Origin of the sequence: Agarivorans litoreus (assembly GCF_019649015.1) — a bacterium.
In the GTDB taxonomy this organism is placed as follows: domain Bacteria; phylum Pseudomonadota; class Gammaproteobacteria; order Enterobacterales; family Celerinatantimonadaceae; genus Agarivorans; species Agarivorans litoreus.
Map to the genome: position 1 here is coordinate 1,928,691 of NZ_BLPI01000001.1, position 19,558 is coordinate 1,948,248.

Annotated in this window: 17 protein-coding genes; 7 read left to right on the top strand and 10 right to left on the bottom strand. The window is 44.8% G+C overall.

Annotated features, from left to right (window positions below):
• Positions 1–66: 66 nt before the first annotated feature.
• The 5 genes from K5L93_RS08905 to K5L93_RS08925 form a co-directional block, all read right to left on the bottom strand.
• Positions 67–1,164, bottom strand: a complete 1,098-nt coding sequence (locus K5L93_RS08905; RefSeq protein WP_220719396.1) for an ABC transporter ATP-binding protein — start codon at positions 1,162–1,164, stop codon at positions 67–69.
• 2 nt (positions 1,165–1,166) lie between these two features.
• Positions 1,167–2,510 (bottom strand): GH1 family beta-glucosidase, encoded by a 1,344-nt coding sequence (locus tag K5L93_RS08910; protein ID WP_220719397.1) that lies wholly within the window; start codon positions 2,508–2,510, stop codon positions 1,167–1,169.
• Positions 2,511–2,699: 189 nt separating this feature from the next.
• Entirely contained in the window at positions 2,700–3,701 is a 1,002-nt protein-coding gene (locus K5L93_RS08915) for a LacI family DNA-binding transcriptional regulator (RefSeq protein WP_220719399.1), read from the bottom strand.
• A gap of 191 nt (positions 3,702–3,892) precedes the next feature.
• Positions 3,893–4,330, bottom strand: a complete 438-nt coding sequence (dtd, locus tag K5L93_RS08920; protein WP_220719401.1) for a D-aminoacyl-tRNA deacylase — start codon at positions 4,328–4,330, stop codon at positions 3,893–3,895.
• Entirely contained in the window at positions 4,327–5,214 is an 888-nt protein-coding gene (locus K5L93_RS08925; RefSeq protein WP_220719403.1) for a virulence factor BrkB family protein, read from the bottom strand. The genes dtd and K5L93_RS08925 overlap by 4 nt, the downstream gene beginning before the upstream one ends.
• 194 nt (positions 5,215–5,408) lie before the next feature.
• Here K5L93_RS08925 and K5L93_RS08930 point away from each other — a divergent pair, with 194 nt between their 5' ends.
• Both K5L93_RS08930 and cls read left to right on the top strand, forming a co-directional pair.
• The gene (locus K5L93_RS08930) at positions 5,409–6,968 is read left to right on the top strand and encodes a SulP family inorganic anion transporter (RefSeq protein ID WP_220719405.1); all 1,560 of its coding nucleotides are present in this window, start codon (positions 5,409–5,411) and stop codon (positions 6,966–6,968) included.
• A 106-nt stretch (positions 6,969–7,074) separates the two neighbouring features.
• The gene (gene cls, locus K5L93_RS08935; protein WP_220719408.1) at positions 7,075–8,523 is read left to right on the top strand and encodes a cardiolipin synthase; all 1,449 of its coding nucleotides are present in this window, start codon (positions 7,075–7,077) and stop codon (positions 8,521–8,523) included.
• A gap of 207 nt (positions 8,524–8,730) precedes the next feature.
• On the opposite strand, the gene typA is transcribed toward cls, so the two are convergent.
• Entirely contained in the window at positions 8,731–10,551 is a 1,821-nt protein-coding gene (typA, locus tag K5L93_RS08940; protein WP_220719409.1) for a translational GTPase TypA, read from the bottom strand.
• Between the two features lie 341 nt (positions 10,552–10,892).
• On the opposite strand from typA, the gene glnA reads away from it, so the two are divergent.
• From glnA to glnG, 4 genes are all read left to right on the top strand, one after another.
• A complete protein-coding gene (gene glnA, locus K5L93_RS08945) occupies positions 10,893–12,299 on the top strand; it encodes a glutamate--ammonia ligase (protein ID WP_220719411.1) in 1,407 nt (468 codons plus the stop codon).
• A gap of 104 nt (positions 12,300–12,403) precedes the next feature.
• The gene (locus K5L93_RS08950; RefSeq protein ID WP_220719413.1) at positions 12,404–12,946 is read left to right on the top strand and encodes a DUF4124 domain-containing protein; all 543 of its coding nucleotides are present in this window, start codon (positions 12,404–12,406) and stop codon (positions 12,944–12,946) included.
• Between the two features lie 49 nt (positions 12,947–12,995).
• On the top strand, positions 12,996–14,078 hold the full coding sequence (gene glnL / locus K5L93_RS08955) for a nitrogen regulation protein NR(II) (RefSeq protein WP_220719415.1): 1,083 nt from the start codon (positions 12,996–12,998) through the stop codon (positions 14,076–14,078).
• A 12-nt stretch (positions 14,079–14,090) separates the two neighbouring features.
• Positions 14,091–15,500: a nitrogen regulation protein NR(I) gene (glnG, locus tag K5L93_RS08960; protein ID WP_220719416.1), complete on the top strand. Its 1,410-nt coding sequence runs from the start codon at positions 14,091–14,093 to the stop codon at positions 15,498–15,500.
• Between the two features lie 73 nt (positions 15,501–15,573).
• Here glnG and K5L93_RS08965 read toward each other — a convergent pair whose 3' ends face one another.
• The 4 genes from K5L93_RS08965 to K5L93_RS08980 form a co-directional block, all read right to left on the bottom strand.
• Complete coding sequence (locus tag K5L93_RS08965; protein WP_220719417.1) at positions 15,574–16,152, bottom strand: DNA topoisomerase family protein; 579 nt, start codon at positions 16,150–16,152, stop codon at positions 15,574–15,576.
• 140 nt (positions 16,153–16,292) lie between these two features.
• The gene (locus K5L93_RS08970; protein ID WP_016399899.1) at positions 16,293–16,766 is read right to left on the bottom strand and encodes a DUF494 family protein; all 474 of its coding nucleotides are present in this window, start codon (positions 16,764–16,766) and stop codon (positions 16,293–16,295) included.
• A 2-nt stretch (positions 16,767–16,768) separates the two neighbouring features.
• Positions 16,769–17,872 carry a DNA-processing protein DprA gene (gene dprA / locus K5L93_RS08975; RefSeq protein ID WP_220719418.1) on the bottom strand — a complete coding sequence of 368 codons (1,104 nt, stop codon included), beginning with the start codon at positions 17,870–17,872 and terminating at the stop codon, positions 16,769–16,771.
• Positions 17,873–18,949: a LysM peptidoglycan-binding domain-containing protein gene (locus K5L93_RS08980; protein ID WP_220719419.1), complete on the bottom strand. Its 1,077-nt coding sequence runs from the start codon at positions 18,947–18,949 to the stop codon at positions 17,873–17,875.
• Positions 18,950–19,050: 101 nt separating this feature from the next.
• Here K5L93_RS08980 and def point away from each other — a divergent pair, with 101 nt between their 5' ends.
• Complete coding sequence (gene def, locus K5L93_RS08985) at positions 19,051–19,551, top strand: peptide deformylase (protein WP_220719421.1); 501 nt, start codon at positions 19,051–19,053, stop codon at positions 19,549–19,551.
• The last annotated feature ends 7 nt before the right edge of the window (positions 19,552–19,558 follow it).

Sequence of the window (19,558 nt, forward strand, 5' to 3'; positions counted from 1 at the left end):
GCAACAAACACAAAAAGCCAGCGCAATGCTGGCTTTTCTATTTTGTGTATCGTTGCTTAGAGAATATTAAGGCTGAGCTAAAGACTCTTGAGTTTCACCGTCAAACAAGTGTACAAAGGTGGCATCTAAGAAAATATCTAATGCACCAGGTAAATCACCGTGCTCTGCGGGTGCTTCAATAATAATATTTTGCCCACCAAACTCCGCTTTAACATGCATAGTTGCGCCCAATAATTCACTATCTGTGAAAGTAGCTTTAGCGGCAATCACATGGCTAGGCTCAAGCTGCTTTTCGTGCAAATGAATATCGTTAGGGCGAATGCCCAAGGTTAGCGCTTGGCCTTCTTGCAACTTCCCAACAAACTTCTCAGGAGCTTTAATCTCTTGGCCTGCTAACTCCAAAAACCACTCACCTTGCACCTGCTTGGCCTTAGCTGGGATCATATTCATCGACGGAGAACCGATAAAGCCAGCAACAAACTGGTTTTTAGGTTGAGTAAATACTTCATAAGGCGTGCCAATTTGTGCAGTAATCCCTTTGTTCATTATCACAATGCGATCAGCAAGGGTCATTGCTTCTACCTGGTCGTGAGTCACGTACAAAGTGGTTACACCCAACTTATTGTGCATATCCTTTATTTCTGCACGCATTTTGCCACGCAATTTAGCGTCTAGGTTAGACAGTGGCTCATCAAACAAAAATAGCTTAGGTGTGCGTACCATGGCGCGCCCCATAGCAACTCGCTGGCGTTGACCACCCGACAGCTGCTTAGGTTTGCGATTAAGGTAATCCGTTAGCTGCAGCATCTCGGCAGCCCACTCTACCGACTTCTTAATCTCTTCTTTCTTAACCCCTTGAACCTTAAGTGCAAATGCAATGTTTTCGTACACCGTCATATGTGGGTAAAGCGCGTAGCTTTGAAACACCATCGCTAAATCGCGATCTTTCGGGTCAACATCATTCAGGCACTTATCGCCCATTTTAATTTGACCCGAAGTGATGGTTTCCAAGCCGGCCACCATCCTTAAGATGGTTGATTTACCACAACCCGACGCACCGAGTAATACAACAAATTCACCATCACTCATCTCTATGTCGAAACCTTTAACGATTTCGACTTTACCGTAGCTCTTACGAAGATCTTTAAATGACAGTGATGCCATAATTATGCTCCTGCGCGTTGTTTTAGAAACTGCTGAAAGTAAGTAGCACTTTGCTTTGGTACTCGTTGCTGGGTATCGTAATCGACATAAACGATACCAAAACGCTTTTCGTAACCAAAGGCCCACTCGAAGTTGTCCATTAAGCTCCAAGCAAAATAACCTTTAAGTTCAACACCTTGTTCCATTGCATCAGCAACTGCATTTAAATGCGATTGATAGTAATCGCAGCGCTGCTGATCAATCACCTTGCCGTCTTCTAGGGTATCTGCCCCTGCCATACCATTTTCAGTAATAAAAATAGGCGGTAGTGAGTAACGTTCATCTAGCTTGGTGAGTAGCTCCGTTAAAGCCTGCGGACAGACTTCCCATCCCATATCAGTGCGCTCAACGCCCTCTAGAGTGACATGTTTGGGACCATTTTCGGTGGCTTTAATCACATGGCGGGTATAGTAATTGATGCCTAAAAAGTCGATGGGTTGTTTTATTAGCGCTAAATCACCCGGCAGAATAGTTGGCCACCAGAGTGGTTGCTGCTGGCGAATAGCTTCTGGGTATTGCCCTTCGATGATTGGCTGTAAAAACCAATGAATACCTTGCTGTTCATCAAAGTCGGCAGCCAACACATCTGCAGCATTATTCGGATCTGCTGGATAAGCGGGCGTAAAATTAAGAACGATGCCATGCTCAGATTTTGGAGCATTTTGACGCATCTTTGGCAGAGCTAAACCATGTGCCAAAAGAATATGGTGGGCAGCCTGAAAGCCAAACTTATCTTCAGTTAAACCCGGCGCATGTTGGCCAAAACGATAACCTAAAAATGCACTACACAAAGGTTCATTAAAGGTTGCATAACTATATACTGAATCACCAAGTGCTTTGGTCATGATGTCGGCAAATTCGGCGAATTTATATGCAGTTTCACGACTCAACCAGCCACCTCTATCTTCGAGATATTGTGGCAAATCCCAGTGATACAAGGTAACAAAGGGCTTAATGCCTAACTGATTAAGCTTAGCAATTAACTGTTGGTAAAATGCGATACCCTTATCATTTACCTGGCCTTCTACCGGCATAATCCGCGGCCAAGCTATCGATAAGCGATAAGCATCAACACCTAACTCTGCAATCATCTCCAGATCTTCTTCCCAGCGGTGGTAGTGATCACAAGCTATGGTGCCATCATCCCCGTTGGCGACTTTTCCTGGAGTGGCACAAAAGCGATCCCATATAGATTCGCAACGCTCATCTTCTTGGTTAGCGCCTTCAATTTGAAAGGCAGCTGTCGCGACTCCAAAAATGAAATCACTACGGCGAAATGGGGACGACATTGGAAAATCAAAAGACATACAACAACCTCTAACTGCGCCCAATGGGTCACATATTACTGATATTTTTTGGATTTAAAGACGACCAGTTTTCACTGGAGATCGACGTTAGCTATAAACTTACGAGAAAGCATATAGCTAACACCAAGCAAGGAGTCGTTTAATGATGGGTGGGATATTTCACATTCAACTCCTTACATGTTGATAAGCTTAACTAACAGGAGGGGCGGTAGACTCACGCACAATAAGCGAGGGCTCTAACTGCACACCATTTACTAAATTTTTATCGGCTAAATTTTGCAGCACCATATTGGCGGCAATGGTGCCCATTTCCTCAATGGGGAAGCGAATGGTGGTGAGCTTAGGTCGCAAATAACGTGAATAGAACATGTCATCGTAGCCCACCACCGAGATACGCTCAGCCGGTGATTCGTTATCGCGCGACAAAATGTCATAAACACTAATAGCGATGTTATCGTTACCACACACCACCCCAGTAAAATCGATACCACGTTGAAACAACTTAGCCGCCGCTTTGGTACCACCATCTTCTTGGTACAAACCTTCAACAATAAGCTGAGGATCGTACTCTAAGCCAGCTTCACTAAGTGCATTGCGATAACCTTGCAGACGCTCTCGTGCATCAAAGTGCACTAAAGGACCAGTAATCGATGCGATACGTGTATGGCCTAAATCAATTAAATGTTTGGTGGCCAAATATCCACCTAACTCATTGTTCAAATAAATACAGCGGTGCGCTAATTCAGGCACATAACGGTTTAATACAAACACATTGGAGTTGCGAGAGCACAACTCAATCAACTCATCATCACTCATGGCTTGAACCACCAGCAAAATGGCATCTACCCGTCGTGAGTTAAGAAAACGAATAGCTTCACGTTCTTGCTCAATATTGTCATGCCCACTAGTGGCAATAAGGTGCTGACCTTCTTTTCGCAATACCGATTCAATGCTGTGCATCATGGGGCCAAAAAATGGGCCAGATAAAGTACCAACTACAATTCCTACACTGTAAGAACGGTTGGTAGCCAGAGCTTGCGCAAAAGAGTTCGGTTGGTAACCCAATTTATCCATCGCGGCCATCACTCGCTCGCGATTAACATCGGAAACCTTGTTGTTACCGTTCATTACTCTGGATACGGTTGCCTGTGAAACACCCGCTAGATCAGAGACTTCCTTGATTGTTGCCATTGTTACTTTAGCCTCTCTGCATTTGTAAGCGCTATCACATGAAACCTATCTGGGCACGATCAGATTTTAAGTCCACCCGTGAAAGCGCTTTCTCTTAATATGACCGATTAAAGTCATTTGTGTCAATTGCCTTTACAGGCAGCAAATCTGATATGTGAGCCGCCGCAAAGTTTCGATTTTGTTGATGAAAATTAAAACTGCAACCAAAATGTCATTGGCCCGTCATTAACCAAAGATACTTGCATATCGGCGGCAAACTCACCTGTTTCGGTGGCCATTCCACGCTCTCGACATGCACTAACAAAGTACTCATAAAGATATTTTGCCTGCTCGGGACTCGCGCCTTTGGAAAAACCTGGACGCAAACCTTTATCGGTATCGGCAACTAATGTGAATTGCGATACCACCAACAAACTACCACCGGCCTGCTGTACGTTAAGATTTGTTTTACCGTGTTGATCAGCAAAAATGCGGTACTTAATCACTTTCTCACAAAGCTTGGTGGCTTTGGTTTGGTCGTCTCCTTGCTCTACTCCAAGTAATACCAATAAACCGGGGCCTATTTCACCAATAGTTTGATCAGACACACACACGCTGGCTTGTGTCACCCGTTGAATTAATGCAATCATTCAGACTCCTCGATGGTACTGCTGCCCTCTTCCCGTTGTTGAGCCTCGCTAAACTCGCCCAGTGCGGCAGTAATTTCAGCACCAATTAACACCACAATCCAACTCACATACACCCAAACAAACAGAATGGGGATAGTGGCTATCGCGCCATAAATAACTTGGTAAGAAGGGAATGAGGCCACATAGAAAGCGAAACCGCGTTTGCCCAGCTCAAATAACAAGGCTGCCACTACTGCACCACTTAATCCATGCACAAAGCGAATCGACTTATTTGGCACTAGTAAATAAAGCAAACAAAATGCCCCGATAGAAAATAGTAACGGCACCATACGTAGCAGTTTATTCCAAATACCTATCAAGGTTTCATGGTCGAACAACTGTGCTGAGAAGATGTAAGAACTCAATGCCAAGCTGCCGCCCATTAACAAGGGACCCAAAGTTAGAATCATCCAATACATAGGAAAAGCACTGCGCCAGCGACGTTTTTCCTTAACCCGCCAAATCATATTAAGGCTATTATCTATCGCCGAAATCAACATCAGGGCAATAACAGCCAGGGCCGCAATACCTACTGCGGTCATTTTTGAGGCGTTTTCAACAAAGCCACGTAAACTTTGTTTCACCACCTCGCCAGAGGCAGGCACAAAATTACTAAACACAAAATCTTCGATTAAGGTTTGAAAGCCTGAAAACACCGGAAAGGCACTAATCATAGAAAATGTTACTGCCACCAAAGGGACCAAAGACAGCAAAGTAACGTAAGCTAATGAGCCGGCGATCATGGTCAGTTTTTCTTGTTTAATCCGCTCAAACAAGAAAAGCGCAAACGCTTTACTTTGCTGGAAAAGCGCTTGCCACTTAGGCGTGTTTTTCTGCCCGCTCATGATTCATTTCACTCCTTTGCATTATCTCGCTAAAGGATGAACTAGTTAAAGACGCAACTCAAGTTTAACAAGGGCTTAAGCCCCAAACTTAGCTAAAAAAAACCAAACAAAAACTGATGTTTTTTTGAACTGAATCACATAAAGTGCTAGACTCCCGCCCCATTTCCTTTCGTTCTTTATTGGATCCTAAGAACATGTTTGAATTTCCTAAATTTCGGGGAGCGACAGTCAAGAATGACTTACTCTCCGGTTTAACAGTTGCACTAGCCTTAGTCCCTGAAGCGGTTGCCTTTGCCTTTGTTGCTGGCGTAGAACCGCTAGTGGGTTTATATGCAGCGTTTATGGTGGGTTTAATTACCGCTGTAATTGGCGGGCGTCCTGGTATGATTTCAGGCGCCACTGGCGCATTAGCGGTAGTAATGGTTGCCTTGGTTGCTGACCACGGCGTGGAGTATTTATTTGCCACCGTGGTGCTCATGGGGATTTTGCAGGTTTTGGCCGGAGTCTTCCATTTGGGTAAGTTTATCCGCATGGTGCCACACCCGGTCATGCTAGGCTTTGTTAACGGCTTAGCAATTGTGATTTTCTTAGCCCAACTTGGTCAATTTAAAGTGCCAAATGCCTTTGGCGAACTAGAATGGATGCAAGGCAGCCAACTTTGGATCATGCTAGGTTTAGTGGCCATAACCATGGCGGTCATTCACTTTTTGCCTAAACTTACCAGTGCAATCCCAGCCTCACTGGTTGCGATTGTAGGTGTGACCGTAGCAGTGCAAGTATTAAACCTAGATACTCGCACTGTGGTAGATTTTGTCCGCGGTATGACCGGTGACGCTAACGCAACTATTGCTGGCGGCTTACCTAGTTTCTCCATTCCAAGCGTACCTTTTAATCTTGAAACCCTGCAAATCATCTTTCCTTATGCCATCGTGCTGGCGGCTATTGGCTTAATTGAATCGCTACTTACACTAACAGTCGTTGATGAGATGACCGGCACCCGTGGACACGGTAACAAAGAATGTATAGGCCAAGGAGTGGCTAACGTAACCACTGGCTTCTTTGGTGGTATGGGCGGTTGTGCGATGATTGGTCAGAGCATGATTAACATTCGCTCTGGAGGTCGTGGCCGTTTATCGGGCATCACCGCTGCCTTGGCCCTATTGGGCTTCATTCTATTTGGTTCTTCACTGATAGAAATGATTCCTCTTGCCGCTTTAGTCGGTGTCATGTTCATGGTTGTGCTAGGCACTTTTGAATGGGCTAGCCTGCGCATGATTAACAAAGTGCCAAAAGCTGACTTCTTTGTGATTGTGTTGGTATCTGTAGTTACCGTATTTACCGACTTAGCGGTAGCAGTAGTCATTGGTGTAATCGTCTCTGCGTTGGTATTTGCATGGAACCATGCCAAGCACATTTACGTAACAACCTCGAGCGTTGATGACGACCATAAAGTTTACGAGTTAGATGGCCCCTTGTTTTTTGGCTCAACCGCTAACTTCTTAGAGCTGTTCAACCCAGCTAACGATCCTAAAGATGTGGTGATTGATTTTGCTAAGTCTCGGGTAAGTGATCACTCAGCCATTGAAGCGATTGATACCTTAGCAGAACGCTATGAAAAAGCAGGTAAAACTCTTCACCTAAAGCACCTTAGCCCAGAGTGTCGTAAACTACTAACCAAAGCAGGAAGTGCGGTAGAAGTTAACTTAATTGAAGACCCAAGCTATAAAGTAGCCACCGACGCGCTAGATAACTAAGCTCTTATCGCTGAGTAAACACTAAGCCGCAGCTCGTTTGAGTTAGCGGCTTTTTTGCGCCCTTCATGCTAAGTTATTTATAGGTTTATTGTTTAAAGGCTAAGCGGTGGTTAATACCTACCTATCTGACTTAGGGATAATTATTTATGCCTTGCTAATTATTGCAGTGGCACTGCAAGTAATGTTAAAACGTCGGCCTGTGGGTATTACCTTAACCTGGTTGCTGCTGATATTTGCGCTGCCACTAGTAGGAATTATCTGTTATCAACTGTTTGGCGAACGTTACCTAGGGCGGCTAAGGGCCAAACGTGCTCGCTTAATGGAAACCAAATACAAACAAAGTATACACCAGTTTAATCGCTCCCCACACGCCGTAAAACAGTCCTGTTCCAATGTAGCTGAACCATTAAATCAACTCACCCGTCGTTTATTGGGCTTGCCAATACTGGGGGGAAATAATCTAATTAACTACGACAACTCGCTTGAGACCTTGACCCAACTAACCGCTGATATCCAACAAGCCCAGTCCACTATTTACATGGAATTTTACATTGTTCAACAAGGCGGCTTAGTTGAACCTTTACTTAAGGCTCTAGGCGACGCTGCACAGCGTAAAGTAAATGTTTACTTACTTGTCGATTCTGTGGGCTCGAGTGAGTTTCTCAATTCTACTGCTTCATCTCAGCTTGAGGAAGCTGGAGTAAAAGTAGTGGAAGCCCTTCATGCCAACCCAGTGCGAATGTTGTTGCAACGCATCGATTTACGCCTACACCGAAAAATTGTAGCGATTGACCAACAGATTGCCTATACCGGCTCGATGAATTTGGTAGACCCACGCTTTTTTAACCAACAAAGCGGAGTTGGAGAATGGATAGATTTAATGCTGAGAGTAGAAGGCCCTGCGGCCCTAAACTTACAAGCCGTAGTTGCCTATGACATAGAAATGGAAACCGGAGAGGCACTTATCGAGCAACTTGATTTTGTCACTCTCAGTGCACCGGCAGGTCAACAGCGAATGCAAATTATGCCATCTGGGCCTGGCATTTTTGGTGACCACATCATCCAACTGCTACTCACTTCGTTATATCTAGCAAAAACACAAATCGTATTAACCAGCCCTTACTTTGTCCCTGACGAAAGCTTACAAATGGCGCTAGTTACCGCAGCCAATAGAGGGGTTGAAGTGAATTTAATTCTTCCCGCTAGGAATGATTCATTTTTGGTCCGCTACGCTAGCCATTCGTTCTATCAGCAATTACTCGATGCAGGGGTAAATATCTACAAATTTAATGGTGGCTTGCTGCACAGCAAAAGCTTATTAATCGACCGGCAAGTTGCCTTAGTGGGAACAGTAAATCTAGACATGCGCAGCTTGTGGTTAAATTTTGAAGTAACTTCAATTATTGATGATAAATCCTATGCTGAGGACTTAGAGCGGATCATTCGGCACTACCTCAAGCAAAGCACTCGAATTAACCCTATCGCATGGCGTAAGCGGCCTATCTACCGCCGCTTGCTAGAGAACATTGTGCATATTGTTAGCCCGCTATTGTAGAGCTGTCGGTGAACATTCAGATTCGACGACCAACAATCGACGGATAAGCACATAACCAGTCAATAAAAACAAACCGTGAAACCTAGCCCACCACTATTAGCTGGACATATAGGCTTAACCCCTCTAGCAAAGGATATCTAAGTATTGAAGCTAAATTTTAGACAACAAAAAAGGCAGCCTAGGCTGCCTTTTAGCACTAAATCAAGACTAAGCCTTAGGTGGGCGACCCGCACGCTTACGCTCGTTTTCAGTTAAGTGGCGCTTACGAATACGGATATTCTCTGGCGTTACTTCAACTAACTCGTCATCATCAATAAACTCAAGCGCTTGCTCAAGGGTCATGATAATTGGCGGCGTAAGAACTTGCGCTTCATCAGTACCTGATGCACGTACGTTAGTTAGCTGCTTACCTTTCAAACAGTTAACTGTTAGGTCGTTGTCACGAGCGTGAATACCCACAACCTGACCTTCATATACTTCATCAGCATGCTTAGTAAACAGACGGCCGCGCTCTTGAAGGTTAAACAAAGCGTACGTTAAGGCTTTACCGGTTGCATTAGAAATAAGCACACCGTTTTGACGTTGACCAATTACACCACCTTTGTGTGGACCGTAATGATCGAAAGTATGGTAAAGCAGACCAGAACCTGAGGTTAAGGTCATAAACTCGGTTTGGAAACCAATCAAACCACGAGATGGGATCATAAAGTCCATACGAATACGGCCTTTGCCATCTGGCGCCATGTCAGTTAGCTCGCCTTTACGCAAACCAAGCTGCTCCATAATGCTACCTTGATGCTCTTCTTCAACATCGATAGTCACTACTTCATAAGGTTCTTCTAACTGGCCATCTACAGTGCGCAGAATTACTTCTGGGCGAGATACCGCTAGCTCGAAGCCTTCGCGACGCATGTTTTCAATTAAAATACCTAGATGTAGCTCACCACGGCCAGAAACACGGAACTTATCTGGATCATCAGTCTCTTCAACACGTAGTGCAACGTTATGCACTAACTCTTGCTGTAAGCGCTCAAGAATGTTTCGAGAGGTAACGTATTTACCTTCTTTACCAGCAAACGGAGAAGTGTTTACTTGGAAAGTCATGGTTACGGTAGGTTCATCTACTGACAGTGCAGGCAAGGCTTCAACATTGGTTTGGTCACAAATGGTGTCAGAGATTTTTAGCTCGCCTAAACCAGTGATAGCGATAATGTCACCGGCATTTGCTTCTTTCACTTCATGGCGATCTAGTCCTAGATAACCTAATACTTGACCCACTTTGCCATTACGGGTTTTGCCGTCGGCACCCACAACAGTGATTTGTTGATTGGGTTTAACACTGCCACGTGATACACGACCAACACCAATAACACCAACATAAGAGTTGTAATCAAGCTGAGAAATTTGCATTTGCAAACCTTCACCTTCTCTAGCTTCAGGAGGAGCAACATTATCAACAATAGCTTGGAACAAAGGTTCCATGTTATCTGTTTCTACGCCTTCTTCAGAGCTAGCCCAGCCGTTTAACGCAGATGCGTAAACCACTTGGAAATCTAACTGGTCATCGGTAGCACCTAAGTTATCGAACAAATCAAATACTTGGTCCATTACCCAATCAGGACGAGCGCCTGGCTTGTCAATTTTGTTAATGACCAGAATAGGTTTTAAACCTTGAGCGAATGCTTTCTGAGTAACAAAACGGGTTTGCGGCATTGGGCCTTCTTGGGCATCTACCAACAACAATACAGAGTCAACCATAGATAAAACACGTTCTACCTCACCACCGAAGTCGGCGTGTCCGGGGGTATCTACGATGTTGATGTGGTAATCGTTCCACTCAATCGCCGTGTTTTTTGCCAAAATGGTAATACCACGTTCTTTTTCAAGATCGTTTGAGTCCATTACCCGCTCTTCAGCATCACCACGCGTTTGTAGGGTTCCAGATTGCTGCAGTAATTTATCTACCAGGGTGGTTTTCCCGTGGTCTACGTGAGCAATAATGGCGATGTTTCTTAACTTATCTAGCACGGCTTTCAGCCCTTCATATTGTGAGGTAAAAGTAAAAAGTGCGCCATTGTACATATAAACGACAAATTCTCATAGTTTTAAGTTGATCACGGTTTTCTCGCTACCCAATTAGGGTATGATAGCAAGGGCCAAAAACTCACTGCACCAAAATGGACAAGAATAGCACCACATTAGGGCAAAGCTCTGCACTAAATTGATGCCATAGTATTTTTTAGCCAGGTAAATCAGCACTTTATGTGTTGGCACAGTTTTAGCTTGAAGCAACACAACTACGATTATTCGTATAAATAACTATTAAATCGATTGAACCATCAATTTTGATGACACTGGAGGTTAAAAACATGTCTGCAGAAGTTTTAGCTTTGCTTAAAGAGCAAGAAGTTAAATTTGTTGACCTACGCTTTACTGATACTAAAGGTAAAGAGCAACACGTATCTATTCCATCTCACCAAGTTGACGAAGATTTCTTCTCAGACGGTAAAATGTTTGATGGCTCTTCAATCTCAGGTTGGAAAGGCATTAACGAATCAGACATGGTATTGATGCCTGACGCCGCTACTGCTGTATTAGACCCATTCACAGAAGAAGCTACTTTAAACATTCGTTGTGACATCCTAGAGCCTTCTACTATGCAAGGTTACGACCGTGACCCACGTTCTGTAGCTAAGCGTGCTGAAGAGTACATGCGTTCTACTGGTATTGCTGATGCAGCATACTTCGGTCCAGAGCCAGAGTTCTTCTTGTTTGACGATGTAAAATACAAAACTGACATGTCAGGTTCTATGTACAAAATTGATGCTGATGAAGCATCTTGGAACTCAGACAAGCACTTCGAAGACGGCAACACTGGTCACCGTCCTGGTGTTAAAGGCGGTTACTTCCCAGTAGCTCCAGTTGACTCTTCACAAGACCTTCGCTCAGCAATGTGTCTAGTGCTTGAAGAAATGGGTCAAACTGTTGAAGCTCACCACCACGAAGTAGCTACAGCCGGTCAGAACGAAATCGCAACTAAATTCAACTCAATCGTTGAAAAAGCTGATGAAACTCAAGTTCTTAAGTATGTTGTTCACAACGTAGCTCACGCTTACGGTAAAACAGCTACTTTCATGCCTAAGCCAGTTGTTGGTGATAACGGTAGCGGTATGCACGTTCACCAATCAATTTGGAAAGACGGCGAAAACTTATTTGCTGGCGACCTGTATGGCGGTCTATCTGAAACTGCATTGTTCTACATTGGCGGTATCATCAAGCACGCTAAAGCGATTAACGCTTTTGCTAACGCTTCAACTAACTCTTACAAGCGTCTAGTACCTGGTTTCGAAGCACCTGTTATGCTTGCTTACTCAGCACGTAACCGTTCAGCGTCTATCCGTATTCCTGTAGTACCATCGCCTAAAGCACGTCGTATTGAAGTACGTTTCCCTGACCCAACAGCTAACCCATACCTAGCATTCTCTGCAATGTTGATGGCTGGCCTTGACGGGATCAAAAACAAAATCCACCCTGGCGACGCTATGGACAAGGATTTGTACGACCTACCTGCAGAAGAAGCAGCTGAAATCCCACAAGTGGCAACTTCACTTGAAAATGCACTAGCTAACCTAGATGCTGACCGTGAATTCTTAACTGCTGGCGGCGTATTCAGCGACGATTACATCGATTCTTACATCGCATTGAAATCTGCTGACGTTGAGCGCATCAACATGACAACTCACCCACTTGAGTTTGAATTGTACTACAGCGTATAAACAAAACGTTACACGGCTTAAAAAACCCGCTTTAAAGCGGGTTTTTTTATTGCTTTTCAATACTTTTTTGCCCACCTTTAGCAAATTGAATGGAGGATTTATCAATGAGCAAATGGTTTGCTTTAGCTTTATTAATCTGTGGCACTATTTTTGGCGTCCAAGCTGCTGACAAAATTTACCAGTGGGTAGACGAAAATGGCGTAACGCATTTCTCAGACCGCCCGCAAGTTGGCGCCACTGAACTCAAAGTTGATGTAGCTCCTCCGGCTACCGACGGCCCCATTGTTACGCCACGCACTCCAATTAAAAAGAAACAAAAACCTATTCAGTATCAAGTTAACATCACTAGCCCGAGCCATGAGCAAACCATTCGAGATAACGAAGGAAAGATCTCAATTAGTGCTAGCTCTACCCCGCTTCCGTTAAACAGCATGGGCTACAAATTGGTGCTTGATGGCGTCCCTCAAGGGCAAATCACTAAAATGGGTAGTTTCCAACTCACCAACATTGATCGCGGTGCCCATACAATACAGGTGCAGCTAGTTGATGATTCAGGCAAGGAAATTGCATCGTCTAAGCCCATAACCGTATTTTTGCACCGCGCTAACGCATTTGGCGCTGGAGCGGCCGCTGCAGGGGGAGGCTAATTAGTCACTCTCTGCTTTTTGAGGTTAAACTCAGTGCAGAAGCACCAAAATGGTGCGCATCATTCAGGAGAGAGTAGTGTTAGATATTTCTGGGCTCGAGCGCTTAGTATTGGAAAATCAAGTTACTGCCATAGTGCTGCTTGATGCGGAGCTAAAGATTCAATACGTTAATGCTTCAGCTGAACAACTACTCGGTCAAAGTGCTAAGCGGCTAATTGATGAGCCGCTTGCTACTCAAGTAAAACATAGCTCATTGGATCTGAGTAAATTGGATACTGTGTGTAGCTCTGGACAAAGCTTCACAGATAATGAGGTGACACTGGTTTTCGATAGCCACCATGCGCTGGTTGAGTTATCAGCCACACGTATCTACAGCCAAAATAAAAATTTACTCATGCTGGAAATGCGCGCCATTGGCCAGCAAAAGAAGATCTCTCAAGAACTTTATCAACACGCCCAGCAACAAGCAGCCAAAGAACTGGTTCGCGGCTTAGCTCATGAAATTAAAAACCCGCTTGGTGGCTTGCGTGGCGCGGCACAGTTGCTAGAAAAAGAGCTGGTTAACCCAGAGCTCAAAGAATTCACCGGCATTATTATCGAGCAAGCTGACCGCTTAAGAAAGCTAGTTGATCGCTTGCTCGGCCCACAGCGCCCAGGCTTACATCAACTGCATAATGTGCATTCTGTGCTCGAGAAGGTACGCCAACTGGTTAAACTTGATCTACCAGCAGGTATTAGTATTGAGCGCGATTACGATCCAAGCATTCCTGATTTTGAAATGGATCATGAACAACTACTGCAGGCTTTCCTCAATATCGTACAAAATGCCGTTCAAGCTTTAGAAGAGAAAGGCGGTAATATTAATATTATTACCCGCACCGCTCATCAAGCCACTATTGCCGGCCAGCGCTTTAAATTAGCGGCAGAAATCCGAATTATCGACAATGGACCAGGCATTCCAATCGAACTGCTCGACACACTATTCTACCCCATGGTGACAGGTCGAGAAGGTGGTACCGGTTTAGGGTTGTCGATTGCACAAAATTTAATTAATCAGCATAAAGGGAAGATTGAATGTGCCAGTTGGCCAGGTCATACCGAATTTACCATTCACCTTCCTCTCAGACGTTAAGGAAGTACTAACATGGCAGCAACAATATGGGTCGTTGATGACGACAGCTCCATTCGGTGGGTGTTAGAAAAAGCGTTAAAAACTGCGGGTTACGACTGCTTGAGTTTCGCCGACGGCGAAATGATGCTTCAGCAGTTAGATTATGAACAACCCGACGTAGTGATATCAGACATTCGCATGCCTGGTATGGACGGTTTAAGCTTACTAGAAAAGATACAAAGCCATTTCCCTGAGATGCCGGTTATTATTATGACCGCCCACTCAGACTTAGATAGCGCGGTAAACGCTTACCAACGTGGCGCATTTGAGTACTTGCCAAAACCTTTTGATATCGATGAAGCGGTGGCCTTAACCGAACGAGCAGTAACGGTTTCTCGAGAACAGAAAGGTAACAAAGCGAACAACAAACCTAGTTCGCCAGCGCCAGAAATCATCGGTGAAGCACCGGCGATGCAGGAAGTATTTCGCGCCATTGGTCGTTTATCACGCTCAAGTATTTCGGTGCTGATTAACGGGCAATCAGGTACCGGTAAAGAGTTGGTAGCCCACGCTTTACATAAACATAGCCCTCGCGCTAGCGGCAGCTTTATTGCGTTAAACATGGCGGCTATTCCTAAAGATCTTATTGAATCAGAGCTATTTGGTCATGAAAAAGGCGCTTTTACTGGTGCTAACAACATCCGCCATGGCCGTTTTGAGCAAGCCAATGGTGGTACTCTATTTTTGGATGAAATTGGCGACATGCCGCTGGATATTCAAACCCGCTTGTTGCGCGTTCTAGCCGACGGACAGTTCTACCGAGTGGGCGGCCATTCACCAGTGCAAGTTGATGTACGAATCATCGCTGCAACCCACCAAAATCTTGAGAAAAAAGTAGCCGAAGGCGATTTCCGAGAAGACTTATTCCACCGCCTAAACGTAATTCGTATTCACTTACCGTCGTTATGTGAGCGCCGTGAAGACATTCCGGCTTTAGCTAAGCACTTCTTAGAAATAGCCGCAAAAGAATTGAACGTAGAAAGCAAATTACTACACAAAGATACCCAACGCTTTATGATGCAGTTAGCGTGGCCAGGTAACGTTAGGCAACTAGAAAACGTTTGTCGTTGGTTAACGGTAATGGCCAGTGGCCAAGAGGTGCTGCCAGCAGACCTACCGCCAGAGTTGAGCCAACCAGTAGCGGCAGAAACAGGTGAGACAGCCGATGCTAATTGGCGTTCGCTGTTAAAAAGCTGGGTTTCTCAGCAACTAGTTTCCGGCCAAATAGACATTCTTGGTGAAGCGATGCCCGACTTTGAGCGCATCATGCTAACTACCGCCTTAGAACATACCCATGGCCATAAGCAAGAAGCAGCCAGACTGCTTGGTTGGGGGCGTAATACCCTTACCCGTAAACTTAAAGAGCTAGACGTAGAAGCCTAGAGCGCGACTAGCAGCAAAAAGGAGAACAATCAGTTCTCCTTTTTTGTGGGCACAGTTTATAGCACTTCAGCTGTTAAGCCTCCACCAAAGGCGCACTTTTATAGCTGCAGGATTTTTGCGGACAGACTTCTCGCTTACCAGCTGCTGTTTTCTTTATAACCAATAGCTCCCAACCACAATCCGGGCAAGGCTTGGCGATAGGCTGGTCATTCACCGCATAAGAGCATTTAGGGTAAGCGTTGCAGGCGTAAAAGGTTTTACCATAGCGGGATTGCCTGGCCGCTAACTTGCCTTTATTGCATGAAGGGCAGTTTATTTCAGGTGTGCTTTGTGCCTGCGGTTGAGCCGATTCAATATGCTGACAGCTAGGAAAAGCACTACAGCCAATGAACATGCCGTAACGCCCTTGGCGCAGCATTAACTCTTCACCACATTCTGGACACTCGGTCCCAGGCAGCACTTTATCTAAAGAATGATCTTGCTGATGCAAGGCACGGCTATAATCACAACTCGGATATTGGCTGCAACCTAAAAACGGTCCAGATTTACTATTTCGATGCTGCAGTTCACCACCGCATTTGGGACAAACATCGTATTCTTTTTCTAAGGCGTGTTCGTGGGCAGAAAATAACTTTGGATCTATCTTTGACATGCTGACACCTCGTTAAACTTTGCTAAGCATAACAAAATGGCGCGAATAGGCTATTGATTCGACGCAAGCACCGCTTTTATCGAAGCAATAATCGGTGCACGGCCTTAATTGCAGCGCACCTTTTATCGTTGAGTCAGTATTTAGTGCAGCGGACCATCACCCAAATCGAATAATAACTCTTCCATTTGCTGATAAGCCGACTCACTGCCCGGAACATTAAATAGCACCATTAAAATGACCCATTTTAAATCTTCCAGTTCTAACTCTGGTCCATCAAGTTCCATTACGCGGTCAATCACCATTTCACGGGTTTCCGCGTTAAGTACCTTCATCTGCTCTAAGAACAGTAAAAAGCCTCGGCACGGTACATCCAACTTGGCAATTTCTGGTGCGGTATACACCCGTAATGAGGGAATCTCCGAAGGATTTAAATAAGGCTGTTTGTCGCTATCTTGCAAGGCTGCAAGCTGCTCCAACCAATCTAGTGCCTTATAGATTTCTTCTTTATGAAACCCTGCGCGACTAAGCTCTTCTGTAAGCTCATCGTGATCCATCAACAGCTCTACATCACTATGAATGTAGGTTTCGAACAGATACATGAGGATATCAAACATAGTTAGTTCCTCCTCAGCTTGACGTAACCACCTGGCACAACGGCCACAACACCCAATATCTCTAACTCAGTTAACTGAGCCAGTACAGCATCAACAGGTTGTTGAGTGCTTAAGACTAAATCATCAATTGTTGTAGTCTCATAAGCTACGTTATCCAACAATTGCCGATAAGGCAAATCTTGTTCTTGCATATTTTGCTCCACCGCATGCAACGGTAAAGCTGTTTGCCCAGAAAAAACACCCAACTCTTCTATTATATCGACCGGGCAAGTCACCAATTTAGCTCCTTGTTGAATCAAATGATGACAACCGGCATGCAAGGGATCATCAATAGAACCCGGTATAGCAAATACATCACGGCCTTGTTCAACGGCGTAATTCGCAGTCAGTAAGGAGCCACTGGGTAACCCCGCTTGCACCACTAAGGTTGCCAAACTTAAGCCACTAATAATGCGATTACGTCTTGGAAAATGATTGGCTTTGGCGGCGGTACCGGGCCAAAACTCGCTCACTATTGCACCCTGCTCGCTAATTTGATGCGCTAGCGCCTGATGTCGTTTAGGGTAAACCCTATCCAAGCCCGTTGCCACCACAGCAATAGTGGCATCAGCTCTAGCTAACAGCGCCCCTTTATGAGCCGCGGCATCAATTCCCAACGCCATACCACTAGTAATGGTGATTCCTTGCTCTGCAAGTTGCTGAGCAAAACGCTTGGCATGATTTAAACCCGAAACACTAGCATGACGACTACCGACTATTGCTAGCTGAGGTTTATCTAATAGTGCGGGATTACCACGTACAAATAGCAACAGAGGCGGGCGTTGGATATTGCGTAAGCATTCCGGGTAGCGAGGATCAAAACACCCCAATAAATGGCAATCGTCTTGTTCAAGCCAGGTGAGTGCTTGATCAATGCGCGCCTGTTTGGGTTGCAGTAATGCAGAAGTTTGTTCAGGGCTAAACTGCCAAGCAGCCAATTGGCTAGCATCAGCAGCAAATAACTGCTCAATACTGCATTGGCTTAATGCAGCTTGCAAACGTGCCACCGAAAAACGAGGCACGCCTGCAAGTTTAAGATATTGAACTACCGATATTTTCGGTAGCAACTATAGGTTCTCCACCAAATAATGTGGGCGAAGAATAACTTTGCTATCGGTGATGATTGCGTAGCTCAATTTCTCATAGCTCTTAAATACCATCAGCTCACCCACTTTCTCGTTAGGCAGCGATACTCGTTGATCATCACTGTTAAAAGCGCGGTCGAAGTGATTAGCGGTTTCCTCGTAAGACTTGCGTCTTACTTTATCAATCATCACTTTCCCTGGCTGCGCCACCGCAAACATATCACCTGGAGCTACATTATCGCGAGTACCTTTGTTTATCACCACTACATCGTAACGGCTCATTACCGAGGTATCAGTAGCAGCAGAAAGAATGTAGCCACTGCTTTCCAACTGTTTGTTATTTGGAATGAAATAAGCAGGCAAACGATCTTGGTCTGGTAGCTCCAGCATAATATCGCCTTGGCGAATTTCTTTTAATACCTGCGTCACCTTAAACTGGGTGATGTTGTCTTCATGCTGACGCTCAGACACTCCAACGCCAATAAAGTTAAGCACCTGGCCTAGCTCTTCTTTTGTTTCAGGATCACGGTATTTATCACCAATACGGTAGATACCGTAGTATTGGCCAGGTTTGGTTTCACCACGGGCATACATCGCACGGCCAATGGCAATACGCGACTGCGCATCATTGTCACCAAGCACGTAAGGTGCGCCTTTCAGCATATTTTCATCGGCAATATGGTCATGTGATAAAAATGCGCTAATCGAGGCCAGTGGCACCGTAGGAATAGGGCTAGCCTTTTCTTCAATACGTGCCTTGGGCGTTACTTTTACAATACGCTTACGCACTAAACGAGGCTCACCATCTTCATAAACCAACGATAAGCGATCACCTGGATAAATCAGGTGCGGATTCTCAACTTGTGGGTTGTATTGCCACAAGCGCGGCCAAAGCCACGGAGAATGTAAATACAAGGCAGAGATATCCCATAAGGTATCGCCTTTTTTCACAACATAGACTTCGGGAAAATCCTCCTTAAGTTTCAGTGTGTCAGCAATAGCACCTCCCACTAAAAACAACAAAGAGGCCCAAAGCCAAACTAATTTTTTCCCTTTCATAGTGTCTCCCAGCGACATCCCTATATCCAAAGCTGTTTTTTAGTCACATAAATGACTAGAATTACCGACAATCTACCAAAACCTGATTGAAGACAGAAGTTATGGCTGTACTTGAAGTATTGCGTTTTCCTGATGAACGCCTGCGTACTATAGCGCAACCCGTTAATAATATTGACGATAAAGTTAAAACTATAATCGAAAACATGTTTGAAACCATGTATCAAGAGGAAGGAGTTGGCCTAGCTGCGACACAGGTCAACATTCACCAGCAAATTGTAGTGATTGACGTATCAGATACGCGAGATCAACGACTTGCGTTAATTAATCCTGAAATCATCGAAACTGATGGCGAAGCATTAAATGAAGAAGGTTGTTTATCGGTTCCTGAATATCGTGCCCAAGTGCCAAGAGCAGAAAAAATCAAAGTGAAATCTTTGGATGCCGACGGTAACGAGCAAATATTTGAGGCTGAAGGCCTACTGGCTATTTGTGTGCAACACGAACTAGACCACTTAAAAGGTAAATTGTTTATCGATTACTTGTCGCCTCTTAAGCGCCAACGAGTAAAAACCAAACTCGAAAAACTTGCTCGTCGCAAGTAAGCAACCA